This window comes from Arthrobacter sp. ERGS1:01 (genome assembly GCF_001281315.1).
Classification (GTDB): domain Bacteria; phylum Actinomycetota; class Actinomycetes; order Actinomycetales; family Micrococcaceae; genus Specibacter.
The window spans coordinates 3296497-3315188 of the sequence record NZ_CP012479.1; the positions used below are offsets into that span (position 1 = coordinate 3296497).

Below are 18692 nucleotides of genomic sequence, written 5' to 3' on the forward strand. Positions count from 1 at the left end.
CGCCGGGGGCGTCCCGGAGCCGTTCCAAGGGATCCTTCAGGGTTGATTCAGGGTCACCCCCGATGGAAGCCGGCAGCGCTCCGCGGCACGATTGAAGCATGAACATCACCGACGGAGACCAGCAACCCGAATCCGGCTCCACCCCGCAACAGCCCCCCGCAGCGCCGAACGCGGAGCCGAACGCCGGGCAGAACGCCGCCCCGAACGCGGCGCCCCGACCGGCTCCCGCGCCGGGACCCGAAAGTGCCAGGTTCTTCCTCTGGCTGCGGTCCCTGGGCGTGCGCCGCGGCCCCAACCGCTGGGTTGGCGGCGTGTGCAGCGGGCTCGCCGAGAAATGGGGCATCGACCCCGTGATCGTCCGGGGCCTGGCCGTGGTCCTGACCATCTTCTTCGGCGTGGGCCTGCTGGCTTACGGCATCGCCTGGGCACTCCTGCCCGAACCCGACGGCCGCATCCATGTGGAGCAGGTCGGGCGCGGACACTGGTCCACCGGCATGACCGGGGCCACCGCCGTCACCCTCCTTGGCCTGGCCGGCCCCGGCCAGGGTGTCGCGTGGGGCGGCCACGACGGCTGGTTCCCGTGGCCCGTCATCTGGATTGCCGCCGTGGTCGGAGTGGTGGTTTGGGCGGTCAACCGCAAGAAGACCACTCCCCCGGCAAACCCGGCCGGCGCAGCCTACGCGGGCGGTCCCGGTTATGCCGGCGGTCCCGGCTCCCCGGCTGGCGCCCCGTATGCGCCCCCCGCGCCTCGGGCCCCGTTCACCGCAGGCCCGGCTGCCGGCCCGGCCGCAGGCCCTTCTGCCGGCCCAACCACGTACCCGGCTGCCGGCGCCGCACCGCAGCAGCGCACCACCTCGAACGCAAGTTCCTGGACCGCGAACTCCTGGACGGCACCCATCCCCGGCCCGCTGCCCACACCCCGCCCCGCCCCCGTGACGGTGGCCGCCCGCGCCCCCAAGCCCCGCTTGGGCGCCGCAGCCAGCCTCCTTGCCCTGGGCCTGGCCGTGATGGCAGGCGCCGCCGTCCTGATCCTGGAGGCGTCAGGAGTGCTCGACCTCAACGGCTACCAGGTGGCCACGGCCGCCGCCGTCGCCGCCGTCGTTGCCGGACTGGCCATCATGGTGGCGGGCCTGCGCGGCCGCTCCGCCGGCGGTGTTGGCGCGTTCGCGATCATCGCCCTGGTGCTGGCCGGTCTGCTGAGCATCATCCCGCAATCGGGCACGTGGACGTCCCTGGCCCGACAGTCCTGGACACCCACCAGCATCAGCGCGGCCGAGGACGGCCTGAACGTGGTGTTTGGCGACGCCACGATCGACCTCACCAAGTTCGACGTCGGCACCCCCTTGACCTCGGACGTTCAGATTCCGGTGGGGCTGGCAGCCTCCCGGGTGGTCATCAAGGTCCCGTCGACCATTCCCGTCACGGTCAAGAGCAGCCTCGCCGCCGCCTCCCTGGACGTGCAGGGCCAACCCGACAACGCGGGCAACGCCGTGGTGCAAAGCTCCACAACACAGATCAACCCCGAGGCCACGGGCCACGGCCTGGTGCTCACCCTCGACGGCGCCGCCGGCAATGTCACGATCGTGCCGGTCCCCGGAAAATAGCGCACCACTGACGACGGACCACCCGCCACCAAAGACACTTGGAGAACACCATGAACAACCCGACCGAGCCCATCCCCACCGAACCGGCCCACACCGAAGCCATCCCGACTGAACCGGCAAGGACTAAGCAAACAAGCGGACTCCCCCGTATCAATGTCGCCGCGGAGCCCATGCCAGTCATGGACGAACCAACCCGGCACCCCGTGCGCGTCGGCACCCTGGTGTGGGGCGTGATCGTGGTGGCCATCGGAGTCCTCGTCATCCTCACCCGGCAGGCCGGATTGGGCCTTGCACCCGGCCAGATTGCCATGTGGCTGCTGTTCGGCGCGGGTGTGGCCATGGTGGCCGGCGGCGCCATCAACCTGGCAGTCCGCAAATAATCCGCGGCTGTCCATGGGATGGGCAGGAGTTGCCCCGGTCACACGAGCGTCTAGAATGGCCAATGAGGAGCTCAATGGTGCGCTCGACCCCTCATTGACTCCATCCCCCTCGAAGGACCGTTACACATGAAGATTGGAATTCTCACCAGCGGTGGCGACTGCCCCGGACTGAACGCCGTGATTCGCGGCATCGTCTTGAAGGGCATCAAAGTCCACGGCCACGAATTTGTTGGCTTCCGGGACGGCTGGCGCGGCGTCGTCGAGGGCGACATCATGGACCTCCCCCGCCAGATGGTGCGCGGCATCTCCAAGCAGGGCGGCACCATCCTGGGCACCTCCCGTACCAACCCTTTTGAGGGCAACGGCGGGCCCGAGGTCATCAAGGCCCATATGGACCGCCTCGGCATTGACGCAATGATCGCGATCGGCGGCGAAGGCACCCTCGCCGCGGCCCGCCGCCTCACCGATGCCGGGCTGAAGATCGTCGGCGTGCCCAAGACCGTCGACAACGACCTCGACGCCACCGACTACACCTTCGGCTTCGACACGGCCGTGCAAATCGCCACCGAGGCGATCGACCGGCTGCGCACCACGGGCGAATCGCACCACCGCTGCATGATTGCCGAGGTCATGGGACGCCACGTGGGATGGATCGCCATCCACGCCGGCATGGCCACCGGCGCCCACGCCATCCTGATTCCGGAACAGAAGACCAGCATGGAACAGATCGCCGCCTGGGTCCGCGAAGCCCACGACCGCGGCCGCGCGCCCCTAGTGGTCGTGGCCGAGGGCTTTGTGCCCGACCACAAGGATTCCGCCCACTCCGAGCGCGGCCTGGACACGTTTGGCCGCCCGCGCCTCGGCGGCATCGCCGATCAATTGGCCCCGGAGATCGAGGCCCTCACCGGCATCGAAACCCGTGCCACCACGCTGGGCCACATCCAGCGCGGCGGCGTTCCCTCCAGCTTTGACCGCGTGCTGGCCACCCGCCTGGGCATGGCCGCCGTGGACTCGGTGGTGGAGGAACGGTGGGGCACCATGGTCTCGCTCAAGGGCACCGAAATTGAGCACGTGCCGTTCGAGTCGGCCCTGGGCAACCTGAAGACCGTCCCCCAGCACCGCTACGACGAGGCCGCAATCCTCTTCGGCTAGCCCCCCTGCCGGTCTGAACAATCGCTGGCGCGATTCTTCGGGAACCTGGCAAGTGTAGGCCCACCGAGCATGCAAAAACGCCCCGCACCGGAATCCGGTGCGGGGCGTTTTGGGTTCCAGCGCGGGCGCGTGGCCCAAATTGACGCGCCCGCGTCAGTTTGGGAGGGCGCGGGGAGTTAGCGTTTAACCCATGACCTTTGAGTACAGCAGCGCCCCCATTGTCCGGCTGGCCTGGGAGCGCGGCCTGGGCCTGCCCGCCCACACCCTGATTTCCGGCGATGACGGCAGCCGGATCACCCATGTCACCGATTCGGGCGCCCTGACGTTCGTCAGGCTGTGGGACCAGTCGATCCTTTCGGGACCCGCGGACGTGGTGGCCGCCGCCGAAAAGTGCACGGATGAGGAACTGGCCGAGCACGCTTTCATGCTGCGCCTCACCCGGGACTTTGGCGGTCGCGGCGGCGGCACCCATTCGCTCTCCTACGCGGACGATCTACCCTTGCGGCAGCCAGACGCCTCCGTCACGGTCTCCCACGGAAATCCCGAGGCCGTGGCACTTGAGGCGCTGTGCCCGCCCGACGACGTGAACGACGTCGGACTTGCCAGGCTGGCGCACAAGTTCACCCTCATGGATTCCGGCGAAAGCGACGCGCATCCCGTGGCCACCGGCGCCTACGCCGAGTATGAGGGGCTGTTGGCGCAGCTGGGCACCCTGGTGGCTCCCGATTTCAGGCGGCGGGGGCTGGGCCTGTTGGCCACCAATATTGCCGCCCATGAGGCCCTGGCCTCCGGACTGATCCTGCAGTGGCGGGCGGATGTGAACAACACACCCGCCCGCGCACTCGCAGTTTCGGCAGGCTTTATTGCGGCCGGGCTGCAGACGTCGGTTTCCCTTCAAAGTCCGCAAAGATAGCCTCAACGGCACGCGGCTTGGCGAACAGGATGGCGGCTGCGGCGCCGATCAGCACCGTGGCGGCCGGCAGCAGCACCGACTGGCTCATGGCCGTGGAGAAACCGGCGCGCAGGAACTCCGGCAACTGGCCGGAGCCTCCCCCGACGCCCTGCCCTGCCCCTGCGGGCATTTCCGCGGCAAGCCGGGCGGCGATCAGTGCTGCGATGGCGGCACTGCCCAACACTGAACCGATTTGGCGGGTGGTGTTGTAGATGCCGGCGCCGGCGCCCGCTTCACGCGGACCCAGGTTGCGGGTGGCCGTGGTGGACAGCGGCGCCCAGATGCCGGAGCTGGCAATGCCCAGCAGGCCGCTGGGCAGCAGGAACAGCCAGATGGGGGTGTCCGCACTCATGAGCGAAGACGTCCAGAACAAGGACACCGACATCAGGATGAAGCCCACGAACGCCACATAACGCGGGTTGACGATGTCCACGAGCTTGCCGATGAACGGCGCCAGGATGCCCGAGAACAGCGCCATCGGAACCATCATGAGCGCCGACTGCGTGGGCGTCATGCCGCGAACCAGCTGGTAGTAGAAGAACAACGGCAGCGTCATGGCCGTGATGCTGAAGCCCATGCCGGTGATGGCGATGTTGGCCAGGGAGAAGTTGCGGACCTTGAACAGGTACAGCGGGATCAGCGGCTCGCCCTTGTTGACGGCCTGCCAACCGATAAACAAGCCCAGGACCACGATGCCGGCGATGATCAGGCCCCACACGGTGATGGGTCCGGCGATGGTCCCCCAGTTGTACTTTTCGCCTTCCTGGATGCCAAAGACCAGCATGAACAGGCCCACGGAACTCAGCGCCACGCCCAGGAGATCAAACTTGTGGTCGTGCGTCTTCAGTTTCGGCACCAGGCGCCAGGCCATGATGAAGGCCACGATGCCAACCGGGACGTTGACGAAGAAGATCCATTCCCAGCCCAGCCCGTCCACCAGGACGCCGCCAAGGATGGGGCCAACGAGCATGGCGACGCCGGCCGTGGCGCCCCAGAGACCCATGGCGGGGCCGCGCTTGTCGGGGGCGAAGATGCGGGTGATGACGGCCATGGTCTGCGGCGTCATCATGGCCGCGCCCAGGCCCTGCACGGTGCGGGCCAGGATCAGGGTGCCAATGTCACCGGAGAGTCCGCACCACAGGGAGGCCAGGGTGAAGACAGTCAGGCCGATCAGGTACAGGTTCTTGGGCCCGTACTTGTCGCCCAGCCGGCCCGTGACCAGCAGCGGGACCGCGTAGGCGAGCAGGTAGGCGCTGGTGACCCAGATGACCGAGTTGATGTCGGTGTGCAGGCCCTCGAGGATCTTGGGATTGGCCACCGAGACGATGGTTGAATCGACCAGGATCATGAAGAAGCCCAGCACGAGCGCCCATAACGCGGGCCACGGTTTTGCCACGGTTTCCATGGGTGTTTCCTTAATCTAGTAAAAGCAATTCTGTGCCGGCGGTTCTCACCAGGGGATGGCGCCGGAGTCGATGCCGGCGCGAAGCCTGCCCACCCACCGGATTTCCGCCCCCAACTGCGCCTGCTGGTAGCCGAGGTCGATCCAAAACTTTTGTTCAATGCCCTTGGCCCCGACCTCGGCGGCCTGGGAGTCCAGCTCCGCCAGCTCCGCTTCCAGGACCGCCAGCCGCTGGTCCAGGAGTTCGACGACGACGCCGGCCGGCAGGTTGTGCGCCTCCCCCAGGGCCTGGGGGAAGCGCGGGTATTCGTTGACGGGGACCGCGAGCAATTCCTTGATGCGCCGTTCCAACGTCACCCGGCCCGCCGGAAGGATCCCGTAGGTGGTGCGTTCGGGACGGTTCCCCTCCCTGTCGGTGCCCACGGGTTCCACGAGGTTGGCAGCGGCCAGCCGGCCGACCGTGTGGTACAGCGTGCCCGGCCGGACCTTGACCAATCGGTCCTCATGGCGGTGGATCAGCAACTGGTACATCTCATACGGGTGCATGGGCCGTTCAGCCAGCAACCCCAGGGCGGAGACGCCCAGGGGCGTCAATTGTGCATTTTTTGTCACGGCCCGCGTCCTTCACAACTTGTAGTCCACAAGAATTATTCCACGTGGACTATTGGCGGGCAATGATCCGTGCCACATTGCTGGCGAACTTTTTGCCTTAGCGTGGAGCGCGCAGGAAACCGGAGGCCCGGCCCACCACCTGGCCGGCGTCGGTGGCCACAATCAGCTCCTGCGCCGCCACGTACTTTTCGCCGGCGTCGTCCACCGTGAGGTCCGCTTCGGGATCCACGGTGCGCTTGATGAGGGCCAGCGCGATGGGCCCCATCTCATAGTGCTGGGCCACGCTGGTCACCACGCCCACCTTCCGATCGCCCGCGAACACCTCGCTGCCCGGCGCCGGAATGGTGTGTTGGGAGCCGTCCAGTTGCAAGAAGACGAGCCGTCGCGGCGGGTGGCCAAGGTTGTGGACACGGGCCACGGTTTCCTGGCCCTTGTAGCAACCCTTGGCCAGGTGCACGGCGGTGCGCAGCAAATCCAGCTCATGCGGGATGGTCTTGTCGTCGGTCTCGGCCCCGCGGCGCGGGCGCCAGGCGGCAATGCGCAGCGCCTCGGCGGCCCATGCCCCCGCGAGGGGCCGGTCACCTACAGTACTTTCGAGTTGGGCCGCGGGCACCAGGTATTCGTGCCAGGGCCGTTCCAGCCCGGGGTGCTTGTCTTCCTCGATGGCCGCGTAGCTGTAGCCACCGGTGCCGATGTTCGGCCACGGATCGGTCCACACCAGCAGCGACTCCCACTCGGGAACCTCCACCACGGAGCCCAGCACCGCCCAGTCCGCCGTGACGTCGGCGATCTCCACGCGCAGCATGAACTTCATGGACGTCAGCCAGGCGGCCAGCGGCGCGGCTTCCTCGGCCTCGACGATCAGCCAGGCCGTTTCGCCGTCGTCGACCACGCGCGCATCAAACTCGATCCGGCCCTGGATGCTCAGCAGCAGCAGTTCGGTGCCGATTTTCGGGGCAAGGTTGCTCAGGCTCTGCGAGGACAGCGTGTTCAGCCAGCTCAAGCGGTCCGGGCCGGTCACCGTGACAACGCCGCGATGCGAAAGGTCGACGACGGCGGTGCCGGGCTTGCCGTTATAGCCGGCCAGCAGCCGCTGTTCACGGTTGGGGTCCCCATAGTGGGCTGCGACGCCGGCGTCCAGGCCGCCCGCCTGTACGGCACCATGGCGGTTCAGCAAAGGACTCAAATAGCTCATAACGGGTGCAACACCTTCTCTTGGCGGGCTATTCCGTGCCAGGGCGGGGCAGCGGCGGGTCCAGCATTTTCCGGCGACTATCCGACGCCACGGCCGTGGACGGCCTTTGCCGTCTCCTTTACGTCGCCTACAAAAAACGCCGGCCCTGCCGCTGGCACTCGGGCCCGGGTCTGCGCGGCGGGCGGCCTTACGGTCTCCTTTACGCCGGACTTTCAAAAACAGCGGCTCGGCGCCTGGCACTCGGTCTCGACAGGCTCGACCAGCGGAGGGAGCGTTAGGAGACCTTGCGGAGGGCTGCGGAGGCGTGGGCTTCGAGGGATTTGCCCTGCGCGGCCACGTCCCAGCGCCAGTACAGGTCGCCGTTGACGAGCCCGAAGATGCGGGTTGCGGCCGTGTACTCCTTGGAGCCGGCACCGCGCATGACGGCGTCGGTGGAGAGCTGGACCTGCGGGCCCTTGATGCTGCCGTAGTACAGCTCGGAGATGCCGCCGGGGTGGACGATCGAGGCCATGATGTCAAAGCCGCCGTCGGCATTGCGGAGGGCCTCGACGTCGTCGGCCGTGCGCAGGGCGGGCACGATGTCGGCGGGGATCAGCCCGGGGCCGCCGTCGGCGTCGTTCAGGGTCCTGTCCAGCTGCCAGAAACCGGTCTCGACGGAGAGCGGACGCAAAATGGTGCCCTCCTCATCCGTCAGCCAGGACTCGGCCGTGTATTGGAGGTAGGGCAGGCCGTTGTCCGTGAAGGTGGCGGTCTGGGTGAAGTACTCGGAATCGGATTCACCGGCGCCGAGCCGGCCGTTTCCGGTCCAGGTGCCCAGCAGCCAGGAAAGCGGGACGAGTTCCGGAATCAGGTCCGTGGGGATCTCAATGGCCATGGCAGGTTACTGCTGGCCCCTGAACAAACGCCACACCACGAGACCGGCGAACCAGGCCATGGTCACGCCGGCAATGGCCAGCAGGCAGATGAAGAAGATTTCCAAGGCAAGTACGCTCATAATGCCATCCTACAGTGATCGGTGCGGAGCTAAGTTAACAGCAGTTTATCCATGAAATAGACCAGCGCACCCAGCGAGAGCACGGGGCCCAGGGCCGCGGACAGGGCGCCGAAAAGGTTGCGCGGGGCGCCCGTGAGGGTGCGCAGGCGGTGGAAGCTGGCAATCACCGCGGCGACGAGGGCGCCCAGCACGGCGGCCGGCACAATGCGAAGGTCCGAAAACACGAGTGCCGCCAGCGGGCCGGCGAGGGCGGCCAACACAATGGCGAGCGGGGCGCCTACCCGGTCGGGCCAAGGCAGCATGCCGACCAGCAATGCCACGGCGGCGCTGATGGCGGTGATCAGGGTCATTCCGGGATCGCCAAGGAAACGGTACGAGGCCACCCAGCCGCCAACAAAGCCGGCAATGGCAACGCCGGTGCCGGCTCCCAGCGTTGATTCAAGCCGGTGAGCCTGCCCCGTGCCGCGGATCAGCTGCACCACCAGGACGGCGCCGAAGCCCACGGCAATGAAGAGCGGCGTCCACACCAGGTAGTCCGGGCCTGCGCTCAGCCCGGCGGTCAGCGACGACGCGGCACCCGTGAGCGCGACGACGGTTCCCAGCGTTTTCTTAGCGGGGATCCCCAAATAGTGGGGCCAGCCGAGGCCAAAGACCACGGACAGCACCACACCGACCCCGATGCCGTAGCCAAGCCCCAGGGCATGCCCGGCGACTATGGCGGCGAGCGCAACGATTCCAACGAGTCCGGCAAATGATGACTTCACACACCAATCCTGCCCTATTCTTTCGGTACACTGTGGAACAACCCACGGGCCGGACCTTTTGGCCACGCCAACAAGCCGCGCCGGGAAGCCGGTTCGTCGGGGTCCAGTGGTCCGTCGCTCAAAGATGCGCACCCCGCACTTTGGAGGAACCTTGTCGCAGATCTTGATGCTGACCAACAACCACGGCAGCTCCGTGGATGTTCTGCCTGCCCTGGAACTGCTCAGCCACTCCGTCCACATACTGCCCGCGGTGGCCACCGCCCTGCTGGATGCGAAGCCCTCCGATGTGATCATGGTCGATGCCCGCAAGGACCTGGCCGGATCCCGCTCGTTGACGCAGTTGTTGCGTGCCACGGGGATCAGCGTGCCGCTGTTGCTGGTGCTGACCGAGGGTGGCATGGCCGCCGTGTCGGCGTCCTGGGCGGCCGACGACGTGATCCTCGAGTCCGCCGGTCCCGCCGAGGTCGAGGCGCGGATCCGCCTGGCGCTCACCCGGTCCACGGGAGCCGAGGAATCCGTCACCCAGGAGATCCAGGCCGCCGGCGTCATCATCGACGAGGACAGCTACACGGCACGGGTCCACGGGAAGGTGCTCAACCTGACCTACAAGGAGTTCGAGCTCCTCAAGTACCTGGCCCAGCACCCGGGGCGCGTGTTCACCCGGGCCCAGCTCCTCAACGAGGTGTGGGGCTATGACTACTACGGCGGCACCCGCACCGTGGACGTCCATGTGCGGCGCCTGCGCGCCAAGCTCGGCTCCGACCACGAGAACCTGATCAGCACCGTCCGGAATGTGGGTTACCGGCTCACGATCTCCAAACAGCCCGACGACGAACTCGCCGACGCCTAAGCCTCACCTCTGGGCCCCCAACCTTTGGCTGCCCGCCTGCCGCCCACGGAGGAGGCCCGGATGATCAGTTCGGGGTTGAGGTTGATCCTGTGCACGGGACGGCGGTGCCCCTCCGCCAGCCGGGCCGCAATCATTTCCACGGCCACCTTGCCGACGTACGACTTGGGCGGCCGCACCGCCGTGATGGCCGGCTCGGCCAGGTGGGCCACCTCGTCGTCGTAACTGACCACCGCCATGTCCTCCGGGATCGACAGCCCGGCATCCTGGCAGTGCTGCAGGAACGCCAGGGCCAGGGAATCGGAGTGGACCAGCATGGCCGTGGTGCCGGCAGCACGGCATTGCTGGAGGATCCGCTCAAAATAGGCGCCGCCGTCCGCCATGGCCGCGGCGTCGGGACTCTCCCGCACGGCGTCCGCCACGGGGAGGCCCAACGCCATCAGCGCCTGCTCCCAGCCGTGGACCACGGACTGGGTCGTGGGGCTGTCGTGTCCAGCCAGGACGCCAATCCGCCGGTGCCCCTCCTTCCACAGGTGCCGCACGGCGAGGCCCGCCCCAAAAGCGTGGTCGGTGGCGACCCACTCGAGTTTCTGGGCCGGGATCGACGCCGGCGGACGCCGCTCGGCCAGCACCACGGGGATGGGCAGGGCATTCAGCCAACGCAGCAGCTCCCCACCGTCCCGTCCCGTGGTGACCGGGGCCGCGATCAAGCCGTGGACGGTCCGGCTGTCCACGAGCCGCTGCAGCTGCCTGCGGTTGTCCGCGGCGTCGTAGCTGGAGCCGCGCAACACAATCCGCGCCTGCCGGTTGTCGGCCTCGGTCCGGGCCCCGTTGATGATCTGCGGCCAGTAGTAGTCAAGGGAGGGCACCACCATGCCGATCGTGAAGCGCGGCTCACCGGGAACCGTGTGTGCGGCCGGTGGCAGCGGTTCGTTGCGAAGCGTGGCACCGCCGTGCACCCGCTGCAGCAACCCCAGGCCGGCCATGGCGTTCACGTCCCGCCGGATGGTCAGCTCACTCACGCCCAGCTGTGCCGCGATGGCCCGGACAGTGACGGCGCCGCGTGCCTGCAGTTCGTCCATGATCCGTTGCCGGCGCTGTGCGGAAAACAAGGTGAGGCCCGCGGTACGGGGTTGGCTCTCGCTCATGCGCTTGGTGTCCTTGATGAAGGGTGGGTGGACCGGCGGCGGGCAGGCAGACTTCCATCCCGCGACCACCATTGAATGTTCTTGATCGAATCTGTTCACTTTGATTGACTCGATTCGATCCTGAGTATGTACTGATTCGAGAAGCTTGGCAAGGGATATTGTGTGCGCCCGAGCCTCCAAATGACGCAACTCGAGAGGCCCTCCGACCATGGTGGAAGAAACCCGTCCAAAAGCACTCCTGGTCATGGACCGGGGCACGTTCCATGACCAGTTCGACGGCCCTCGCCTGGACCGGTTGGGGCAGCTGGTCCAGCTGGCGGAGCCCCTGTGGACCGACTCCCTGGCGGATCCCGCCGTCGCCAGTGTCCTGGGTGGGGTTGAAATCCTCCTCACGAGCTGGGGAGCTCCCCGGCTCGACGCCGGCGTGCTGGCCCGGATGCCGCGGCTGCGCGCGGTGTTCCACTGCGCCGGCACAGTGCGGCCGCTGGCCAGCGACGCGCTGTGGGAGCGGCGGATCGTGGTGTCCACGGCGGCGGACGCGAATGCCATTCCGGTGGCCGAGTTCACGTTCGCCACGATCATCCTGGCCGGCAAACGCGCCCAGGTGCTTGCCAATGACGCACGGGAGTTCCGCGGCAGCAACGCCTATGGCGGCCTGCGCGGGGAAGTTGGCAATGTGGGCCGCACCATCGGGGTGGTGGGCTATTCGAGGATCGGCCGGCGCGTGGTGGAGTTGCTGCGGCATCTCACCGACGTCCGGGTTCTGGTGGCCGACCCCTACGCGGATCCGGCGGAAGTGGCGGCGGCCGGGGCAACCCTGCTGCCGTTGGCGGAGCTGATCCCGCAGGTGGACATCCTGTCGCTGCACGCCCCCGAGCTGCCCGGCACCCGCCACATGATCGGTGCCGCGGAACTTGCCGCCCTGCCCGAGAACGCCACGCTCATCAACACGGCCCGCGGCTCCCTCGTGGACACTGCCGCCCTGGAGGATGCCTGCCGGGACGGGCGCATCACGGCCATCCTGGATGTGACCGACCCCGAGCCGCTGCCCGCCACCTCCGTGCTGTACGAACTTCCCAACGTGGTGCTGACCCCGCACATTGCCGGTTCCCTGGGCACCGAAACCCGGCGCATGTCCACACTGGCCCTGGACGAGCTGGAGCGCTACCTCAACAATGAGCCGCTCGCCTTCCAGGTGCGCGCCGAGGACCTGGAACTGATTGCTTAAAAGCGAAAGGCCCGCTCCGTGATGGAGCGGGCCTTTCCTTGGTGGAGGACATACGGGTCGAACGTATCGAGGACACCCCACTGGTGCATCCCCCCGGTTTTGCTGCACTCAAACCATAGGCCAGCTTTCCCCTCCCATGCAAACCGGCCCGTTCGGGGCCTCCACTGGGCCGGCCGTCCGCAACCTCGACAAGTGGCCAAACACTACGCATCCGCGCCCGTGTCTCGCGCTGGGCAGCACGTGCCCGTTAGGCTGTGGTCATGAGCCCCGCAAAGACTGGCAGCTGGCCCGTAACAGTAATCCCGGGCACCCCCGAACCCGATGCCCTGCGCACCATCCTGGCCTTGCTGGATGCGGCGGAGGATGCGGACGGAAATCCGCCGTTCTCCGAGCAAACCCTTGTGGAGCTCAAGGCGGCACAGGCAGACGGGCGCAGCGTCCTGACCCTGCTGACCCACGCCCCCGAGGAAACCTCCGGGAAGAATGCGGAAGGGGCGGACCTGGCCGGGGTCGCCGTCGTCGTCCTTAACGGCGGGGAGGGCGTGCTGGAGATCGCCGTCCACCCCACCTACCGCAACGAAGGCGTCGGCACCATGCTGGTGGACAAGCTCGTGGAGGTGCGCGGGCTCCAGGGCATCAAGGCGTGGTCCCACGGCGACCATGAGGCGGCCGCGGACCTCGCCGCCAGCTACGGCTACCGGGCCATCCGGGACCTCTGGCGCATGCGCCTGGTCCGGCAGGCGCCGCCCACCGAGCCCGCCCCTGCCATCACCCCCCAACTGCCTGACGGCGTCCATCTGCGTACCTTTGTCCCGGGAAAGGACGAGGCCGGCTGGCTTGCGGCCAATGCGGCGGCGTTTGCCCACCACCCGGAACAAGGCTCCATGACGTTCTCGGACCTGCAGGCGCGCATGGCCGAGGCCTGGTTCGATCCTGCGGGCTTCTTCCTGGCCGTCAACGGCGACGATGAAATCCTCGGCTTCCACTGGACCAAGGTCCACCCGGCCCGCGCCGGCCAGGCCGCGATCGGCGAGGTGTACGTCGTCGGCGTCACCCCCGCCGCCCAGGGCATGGGCCTGGGCCGGACGCTGACCAGCCAGGGCATCGAGTACCTGCACCAGCGCGGCCTGCACGCGATCATGCTGTACGTGGACGCCGACAACGAGGCCGCCGTGGCCCTGTACCGCAGGCTGGGGTTCACCAAATGGGACTCCGACGTCATGTACGGGCCGGTGTCGCCGGCCTGAGGCATTCGTGCACGGAACCAGTTCCGCCGTGGCCCGTTTGGGCTTGTAATGTTGAAGCAAAGCAGCACCGACTTTGAGGATCTACCGATGAAACGCGAATACACGGGACCGGTGCAAACCGCGGCGTCGTTTGGGCGGGAACGTTTTGGCTCCGGCGAGGTTCCGGCCGCCCGGGCCACGCAGGACCGGATCGACATCCCCGAGTTTGAGCCGAATCTCATGCCGGACGGCGAGATCACCCCCGACCGATTCCTTGACCGGGAACTGAGCTGGCTGGCCTTCAACTCCCGCGTCCTGGAACTGGCCGAGGACCCCGATCTGTTCCTGCTGGAGCGGGTGAACTTCCTGTCCATCTTTGCCTCCAACCTGGACGAGTTCTTCATGGTCCGGGTGGCCGGCCTGAAGCGCCGCATCGCCACGGGCCTCGCCGTGCCCTCCCCCGCCGGTTTGAGCCCCATCGAGGTGCTGGAGCAGATCAGCGACGCCGCGCACGCCCTGCAGGCCCGGCACGCCCACGTCTTTGCCAACCAGCTGCGCCCCGCGCTGGCCTACGAACACATCCACCTGGTCCACTGGAATGAACTTGACGACACCGCCAAGAGCCAGCTGAGCAAGATGTTCGCGGAAAAGATGTTCCCCATTCTGACCCCGCTCGCCGTGGACCCGGCACACCCCTTCCCGTACATTTCCGGGCTCTCCCTGAACCTGGCCGTGGTGGTCCGCAACCCGGTCAGCGACAAGGAACTCTTCGCCCGCCTGAAGGTGCCGGACCTGCTGGACCGCCTGGTGTCCGTGGACGGCCCGCGCGCCGGCACCGTGCCCGGCCGGGTGGCCCGCTTCATCCCGCTCGAGGAAGTCATTGCCGAGCACCTCGACCAGCTCTTCCCGGGCATGGAGGTGCTGGAGCACCACACCTTCCGTGTGACCCGCAACGAGGACCTCGAGGTGGAGGAGGACGACGCCGAGAACCTCCTGCAGGCCCTCGAAAAGGAATTGCTGCGCCGCCGGTTCGGCCCGCCGGTGCGCCTCGAGGTCACGAACGACATCAACCCCAACATCCTGGAGTTGCTGGTGCGTGAACTCGACATCGAGGAAACCGAGGTCTACACCCTGCCGGCCCCCCTGGACCTGCGCGGACTGTCGATCATCGGCGGAATCGACCGCACGGACCTGCGCTACCCCAAGCACGTGGCCCACACGTCCCGGGACCTGAACGAGTCCGAAACGGCCAAGGCGGCCAACGTCTTTGCCGCCATGCGCCGTCGTGACATCCTCCTGCACCACCCCTACGATTCCTTCTCCACCTCGGTGCAGGCGTTCCTGGAGCAGGCGGCCTCCGACCCCAAGGTCAGGGCCATCAAGCAGACCCTGTACCGGACCTCCGGCGACTCCCCCATTGTCGATGCCCTGGTGGACGCCGCCGAGGCCGGCAAGCAGGTGCTGGCCCTCGTGGAGATCAAGGCCCGCTTTGACGAACAGGCCAACATCTCCTGGGCGCGCAAGCTTGAACAGGCCGGCGTGCACGTGGTGTATGGCATCGTGGGGCTGAAAACGCACTGCAAGCTCTCCCTGGTGGTGCGGCAGGAACAGGACGGCCTGCGCCGGTACTGCCACATCGGTACCGGAAACTACCACCCGCGCACCGCCCGCTACTACGAGGACCTGGGCCTGCTCACGGCCGACAACCAGGTGGGCGAGGATCTGTCGAAGCTGTTCAACCAGCTTTCCGGCTACGCCCCCAAGACGACGTTCGACAGGCTGCTCGTGGCGCCGCGCTCCGTGCGCTCGGGCCTGATCGAGCGCATCGACGCCGAAATTGCGAACAAGCGGGCCGGGCTTCCGGCGCAGGTGCGCATCAAGGTCAACTCGATGGTGGATGAATCCATCATCGATTCCCTGTACCGCGCCTCGCAGGCCGGCGTGGAGGTGGGCGTTGTGGTGCGCGGGATCTGCTCGCTGCGCCCGGGCGTGCCCGGCTTGAGCGAGAACATCACCGTCCGCTCCGTGCTGGGCAGGTTCCTGGAGCACTCGCGCGTGTTCACCTTCGCCAACGGCGGGGACCCGATCGTCTACATTGGCTCGGCGGACATGATGCACCGCAACCTGGACCGCCGGGTTGAGGCCCTGGTCCGGCTCGGCAACAAGGACGACATCTCGCATGTCATGTCCCTGCTGGATCGGTACCTGGACGAACGCACCTCCAGCTGGCACCTGGAAAACGACGGCGAATGGACCCGCCACCACCGCGACGCTGACGGCAATCTGCTCAGCGACGTCCAATCCTGGCTTCTGGCCAGCCGTTCGCGTCAGCGCCTAACCCTCCACCCGTAATGCGCAGCACCGAACATCTTGAAGACGTGGCCGACCCCGGCGGCACGGGCGTTTCCGTCTACGCCGCCGGAGCCCTGTGCTGGCGCGTGAAGAAAAAGAAGCTCGAGCTTCTGCTCATTCACCGCCAGCGCTACGATGACTGGTCCTGGCCCAAGGGCAAGCTGGACAACGGCGAAACCCTGGCCGAGTGCGCCGTGCGGGAAGTGTACGAGGAAGTGGGCCTGCCCATCACCCTTGGCATTCCCCTGCCCTCAATCCGATACGTGGTGAAGCCGGGGCTCAAGGAGGTCCACTACTGGGCCGCACCGGTCGATGACATGCCGCCCATTCCCGACGGCAAGGAGGTGGACGCCACCATCTGGTGCAGCCCCACCAAGGCGCGCGGGCTGCTGTCCAACCCGTCCGACGTCGAACCCCTCGACGCACTGCTGGCCGCCCACGAGGCGGGGACCCTTGCAACCTGGCCGCTGCTGGTGGTTCGGCATGCCAAGGCCAAGCCCCGTGCGGCCTGGACCCGGGCCGAGGGTGAACGGCCGCTGGCCGCGACCGGACGGCGCCAGGCCTTGTACCTGCAACGGCTGCTCATGTCCTGGCACCCGGAAAGGATCGTCACAAGCGGCTGGATGCGTTGCATTGCCACCATCTCGCCGTACGCCCAGGCCACGAAAGCCAAGGTCAAGGTGGTGCCGTCGCTGACCGAGGCCGACCACAAACGCAACCCGGCCAAGGCCGCCGCCGTCATTGAACGGCTGCTCGCCAAGTCCAGCGCCACGGCCGTCTGCACCCACCGGCCAGTGCTGCCCACGGTTCTGGCCACCCTGGCAACCCATATGGACCCGGCCCTTGCCGGCGTGCTGCCGGTCCTGGACCCGCACCTGGCTCCCGGCGAAGTCCTGGTGGCCCATGTCTCGATCGACAATCCGGGGCGGATCGTGGCGATCGAACAGCACAAACCCTACGAGGACTGACTCGCTTCATTGAGGTTCTCACCCCGCGTTGAGGGCCCAGATAATCCCCAGCAAAACCGTTGAGAGCCCAGATAATTGGGCCCGAGGGACTCATCTTTATCGCGCCCGGCGCGATAAAGATGGGAGTGCGTGGGGATTATCTGGGCCCTCAACGGTGTTTTGGTGGTGATCCGACCACTCATCCACTTTGTACCTTACGATTGGTACAAAGATTGAGGGGGAATCATGCTTGCACCAAATCCGGCCGAGTTGATCGTACTAATTGGCACCGTGGGCGTCATCGTCGCACTGCTGGTGTATTTATACCAGCGCCTCGTGAAATGGGCGCCGCGACAGGACAAGTCACTGGAACACGTGCGCAAACACGCCCTGTGGACCGGGGTCATCGCCTGGGCGCTGAGCAGCCTGTCCGGCGGGAACCGTGCAGGACTGCTCCCAGCCGGGCAAGTCATCGACCCGGCAAATCCGTCGGCCACCATCCCCGCCGACCCTTGGGCCACGATCCCGTTCATGGCTCTCTTTGGCCCCATCGCAGCGGTCCTGCTGGTCCACCTGGTCGGCCAACTCACCTGGCCGGCACCAAAATCCCCCAAGAGGGTTGCAGTTCTGGAGTTCCGCCGGGTGCGCGCCTTCATGGAGCCCGCCCTGGCGTGGACAGTCCTGGGCGTCTTTGCATTAAGTGCCGGCACCCTTATCTGGCTGGCTTTCGCCCCCGGATTTCCCGCGCTGCCCGCCCGGACCACCACGGACGGATCGTCGTTTGCCACGCCGGACGGCCGCGTTCCGGGCTGGGTCCTGGCCACCGCGCTAGGGGCCGCACTCATCACACTGGCGCTGGGGACCTACGGTGTCATGCGCCTCATTGCGTCCCGCCGTTCCTTGGAAAACCTGAGCCACGAACAAAACTCGACTCTTCGGGTCATCGGCATGAACCGGCTTTTGCGGGTGTCCGCGACAGTCGCCTCGGGACTTGGCGCCATTGCCGGCAATTTCCTGTTTCAACCCTCCCCGGAGTCTCCGACCAACTGGCTGGTCCTTGCCAACATCGCGGTGTTGTTCGCCATGCTTTGGTGGCGGCCGCCGGCGCTGAAGGCAACGTCCGACCCCTATGATTCCCGGACTCCACAAGGCAACCCGGCACTCAGGCTGGCCGACTCCGGCGCGGCCGCCGTGGTGCCCGCCGCCGTCGTCGGTGTCCTCGCAGGCGCGCTACTCACCACCTGGTTTGGCTGGCTGGGTCCGGCATTGACCGGCATCATTTTTGTCCTTTTGACGTACGGCGGGCTGGAGGTACTGTTGCGCCGCAACTACGCAACACCGGGCCGCTCCCGGAACCGTTTGGATGACGCCCTCCCCTGGCCCTTGTACGCAGCGCTCGCGATTGCGGCAAGCGGCCTGGTCCTGGCAATCAACCTAGCCCTGCGCGCGGCAACCGCGGGCCTGGGCGGCTCCGAAGGCTGGTACGGACAGGGTGGGCCGACGTCGCTCATCCTGGTTCCGGCCAGCTGCGCCCTGGCGGTCGCTGCCGCGGGCTCCCTGGCGGCATGGCCCGTGCTTCGGCGACCCGGACTGAACCAGGCCACGCCCAGGATGGATGCGGACTTGAGGCGGCGCTCCTTGTTCCGAATTGCGCGGACCGTGGCGGCCGGCTGGTTCGCCATCCTGGGCGCGCTGCTGCTGGACGTTCCGTGGGAGACGGATCCCAACCCGCTGGCCGTCCAACTGAACATGCCTGCCATCGGCGGCATCAGCATTGCCCTGGCGGCGCTGTTGTTGATCTATCCGGTGCGCCGCCTGGCACCGGCGGACTACGCCCAACACGATGCCCCGGCCGGATCCGGCACCTCCGGCGCGGCGAGGTAGCCGAT

16 protein-coding genes are annotated in these 18692 nt (G+C 67.1%); 10 read left to right on the forward strand and 6 right to left on the reverse strand.

From position 1 onward, the window contains the following. The first annotated feature begins 98 nt into the window (after window positions 1–98). The 4 genes from AL755_RS18905 (at window position 99) to AL755_RS18920 (ending at window position 4049) form a co-directional block, all read left to right on the forward strand. A complete protein-coding gene (locus tag AL755_RS18905) occupies window positions 99–1604 on the forward strand; it encodes a PspC domain-containing protein (protein WP_054012321.1) in 1506 nt (501 codons plus the stop codon). A gap of 50 nt (window positions 1605–1654) precedes the next feature. Continuing rightward, window positions 1655–1984 carry a hypothetical protein gene (locus AL755_RS22635; RefSeq protein WP_082369421.1) on the forward strand — a complete coding sequence of 110 codons (330 nt, stop codon included), beginning with the start codon at window positions 1655–1657 and terminating at the stop codon, window positions 1982–1984. A 126-nt stretch (window positions 1985–2110) separates the two neighbouring features. Beyond that, window positions 2111–3136, forward strand: a complete 1026-nt coding sequence (locus AL755_RS18915; protein ID WP_054012322.1) for a 6-phosphofructokinase — start codon at window positions 2111–2113, stop codon at window positions 3134–3136. 190 nt (window positions 3137–3326) lie between these two features. Continuing rightward, window positions 3327–4049 carry a GNAT family N-acetyltransferase gene (locus AL755_RS18920; RefSeq protein WP_054012323.1) on the forward strand — a complete coding sequence of 241 codons (723 nt, stop codon included), beginning with the start codon at window positions 3327–3329 and terminating at the stop codon, window positions 4047–4049. Here the strand turns inward: AL755_RS18920 and AL755_RS18925 are convergent. From AL755_RS18925 to AL755_RS18945, 5 genes are all read right to left on the reverse strand, one after another. Further along, complete coding sequence (locus tag AL755_RS18925) at window positions 3997–5493, reverse strand: DHA2 family efflux MFS transporter permease subunit (RefSeq protein ID WP_054012324.1); 1497 nt, start codon at window positions 5491–5493, stop codon at window positions 3997–3999. The two genes, AL755_RS18920 and AL755_RS18925, sit on opposite strands and share 53 nt — an antisense overlap. A 45-nt stretch (window positions 5494–5538) precedes the next feature. Beyond that, window positions 5539–6102 (reverse strand): PadR family transcriptional regulator, encoded by a 564-nt coding sequence (locus AL755_RS18930; protein ID WP_054012325.1) that lies wholly within the window; start codon window positions 6100–6102, stop codon window positions 5539–5541. 97 nt (window positions 6103–6199) lie between these two features. After that, on the reverse strand, window positions 6200–7297 hold the full coding sequence (gene ygfZ / locus AL755_RS18935) for a CAF17-like 4Fe-4S cluster assembly/insertion protein YgfZ (RefSeq protein ID WP_054012326.1): 1098 nt from the start codon (window positions 7295–7297) through the stop codon (window positions 6200–6202). A 274-nt stretch (window positions 7298–7571) separates the two neighbouring features. Then, window positions 7572–8171, reverse strand: coding sequence for an FABP family protein (locus tag AL755_RS18940; protein ID WP_054012327.1), 600 nt, complete (start codon window positions 8169–8171; stop codon window positions 7572–7574). Between the two features lie 149 nt (window positions 8172–8320). Continuing rightward, window positions 8321–9055, reverse strand: coding sequence for a hypothetical protein (locus AL755_RS18945; protein WP_054012328.1), 735 nt, complete (start codon window positions 9053–9055; stop codon window positions 8321–8323). 151 nt (window positions 9056–9206) lie between these two features. Between AL755_RS18945 and AL755_RS18950 the strand changes: the two genes are divergently transcribed. Further along, window positions 9207–9905, forward strand: a complete 699-nt coding sequence (locus AL755_RS18950; protein ID WP_054012329.1) for a winged helix-turn-helix transcriptional regulator — start codon at window positions 9207–9209, stop codon at window positions 9903–9905. On the opposite strand, the gene AL755_RS18955 is transcribed toward AL755_RS18950, so the two are convergent. After that, window positions 9902–11050, reverse strand: coding sequence for a substrate-binding domain-containing protein (locus AL755_RS18955; protein ID WP_054013199.1), 1149 nt, complete (start codon window positions 11048–11050; stop codon window positions 9902–9904). The two genes, AL755_RS18950 and AL755_RS18955, sit on opposite strands and share 4 nt — an antisense overlap. 208 nt (window positions 11051–11258) lie before the next feature. Here AL755_RS18955 and AL755_RS18960 point away from each other — a divergent pair, with 208 nt between their 5' ends. The 5 genes from AL755_RS18960 (at window position 11259) to AL755_RS18980 (ending at window position 18687) form a co-directional block, all read left to right on the forward strand. After that, complete coding sequence (locus AL755_RS18960) at window positions 11259–12278, forward strand: hydroxyacid dehydrogenase (RefSeq protein ID WP_054012330.1); 1020 nt, start codon at window positions 11259–11261, stop codon at window positions 12276–12278. A gap of 260 nt (window positions 12279–12538) precedes the next feature. Further along, window positions 12539–13525 (forward strand): mycothiol synthase, encoded by a 987-nt coding sequence (gene mshD, locus AL755_RS18965; protein WP_054012331.1) that lies wholly within the window; start codon window positions 12539–12541, stop codon window positions 13523–13525. A gap of 87 nt (window positions 13526–13612) precedes the next feature. Next, on the forward strand, window positions 13613–15856 hold the full coding sequence (locus AL755_RS18970; protein WP_054013200.1) for an RNA degradosome polyphosphate kinase: 2244 nt from the start codon (window positions 13613–13615) through the stop codon (window positions 15854–15856). Continuing rightward, window positions 15856–16824 carry an NUDIX hydrolase gene (locus AL755_RS18975; protein WP_054012332.1) on the forward strand — a complete coding sequence of 323 codons (969 nt, stop codon included), beginning with the start codon at window positions 15856–15858 and terminating at the stop codon, window positions 16822–16824. The genes AL755_RS18970 and AL755_RS18975 overlap by 1 nt, the downstream gene beginning before the upstream one ends. A gap of 225 nt (window positions 16825–17049) precedes the next feature. After that, window positions 17050–18687 (forward strand): hypothetical protein, encoded by a 1638-nt coding sequence (locus AL755_RS18980; protein WP_054012333.1) that lies wholly within the window; start codon window positions 17050–17052, stop codon window positions 18685–18687. Window positions 18688–18692 lie beyond the last annotated feature (5 nt).

What these genes read in the sequence shown, in the direction of transcription:
- AL755_RS18920 (WP_054012323.1), top strand. Translation starts at nt 3,327, where the DNA reads ATGACCTTTGAGTACAGCAGCGCCCCCATTGTCCGGCTGGCCTGGGAG.
- mshD (WP_054012331.1), top strand. Translation starts at nt 12,539, where the DNA reads ATGAGCCCCGCAAAGACTGGCAGCTGGCCCGTAACAGTAATCCCGGGC.
- AL755_RS18940 (WP_054012327.1), bottom strand. Translation starts at nt 8,171, where the DNA reads ATGGCCATTGAGATCCCCACGGACCTGATTCCGGAACTCGTCCCGCTT.
- ygfZ (WP_054012326.1), bottom strand. Translation starts at nt 7,297, where the DNA reads ATGAGCTATTTGAGTCCTTTGCTGAACCGCCATGGTGCCGTACAGGCG.
- AL755_RS18960 (WP_054012330.1), top strand. Translation starts at nt 11,259, where the DNA reads ATGGTGGAAGAAACCCGTCCAAAAGCACTCCTGGTCATGGACCGGGGC.
- AL755_RS18975 (WP_054012332.1), top strand. Translation starts at nt 15,856, where the DNA reads ATGCGCAGCACCGAACATCTTGAAGACGTGGCCGACCCCGGCGGCACG.
- AL755_RS18980 (WP_054012333.1), top strand. Translation starts at nt 17,050, where the DNA reads ATGCTTGCACCAAATCCGGCCGAGTTGATCGTACTAATTGGCACCGTG.
- AL755_RS18955 (WP_054013199.1), bottom strand. Translation starts at nt 11,050, where the DNA reads ATGAGCGAGAGCCAACCCCGTACCGCGGGCCTCACCTTGTTTTCCGCA.
- AL755_RS18905 (WP_054012321.1), top strand. Translation starts at nt 99, where the DNA reads ATGAACATCACCGACGGAGACCAGCAACCCGAATCCGGCTCCACCCCG.
- AL755_RS18915 (WP_054012322.1), top strand. Translation starts at nt 2,111, where the DNA reads ATGAAGATTGGAATTCTCACCAGCGGTGGCGACTGCCCCGGACTGAAC.
- AL755_RS22635 (WP_082369421.1), top strand. Translation starts at nt 1,655, where the DNA reads ATGAACAACCCGACCGAGCCCATCCCCACCGAACCGGCCCACACCGAA.
- AL755_RS18925 (WP_054012324.1), bottom strand. Translation starts at nt 5,493, where the DNA reads ATGGAAACCGTGGCAAAACCGTGGCCCGCGTTATGGGCGCTCGTGCTG.
- AL755_RS18970 (WP_054013200.1), top strand. Translation starts at nt 13,613, where the DNA reads ATGAAACGCGAATACACGGGACCGGTGCAAACCGCGGCGTCGTTTGGG.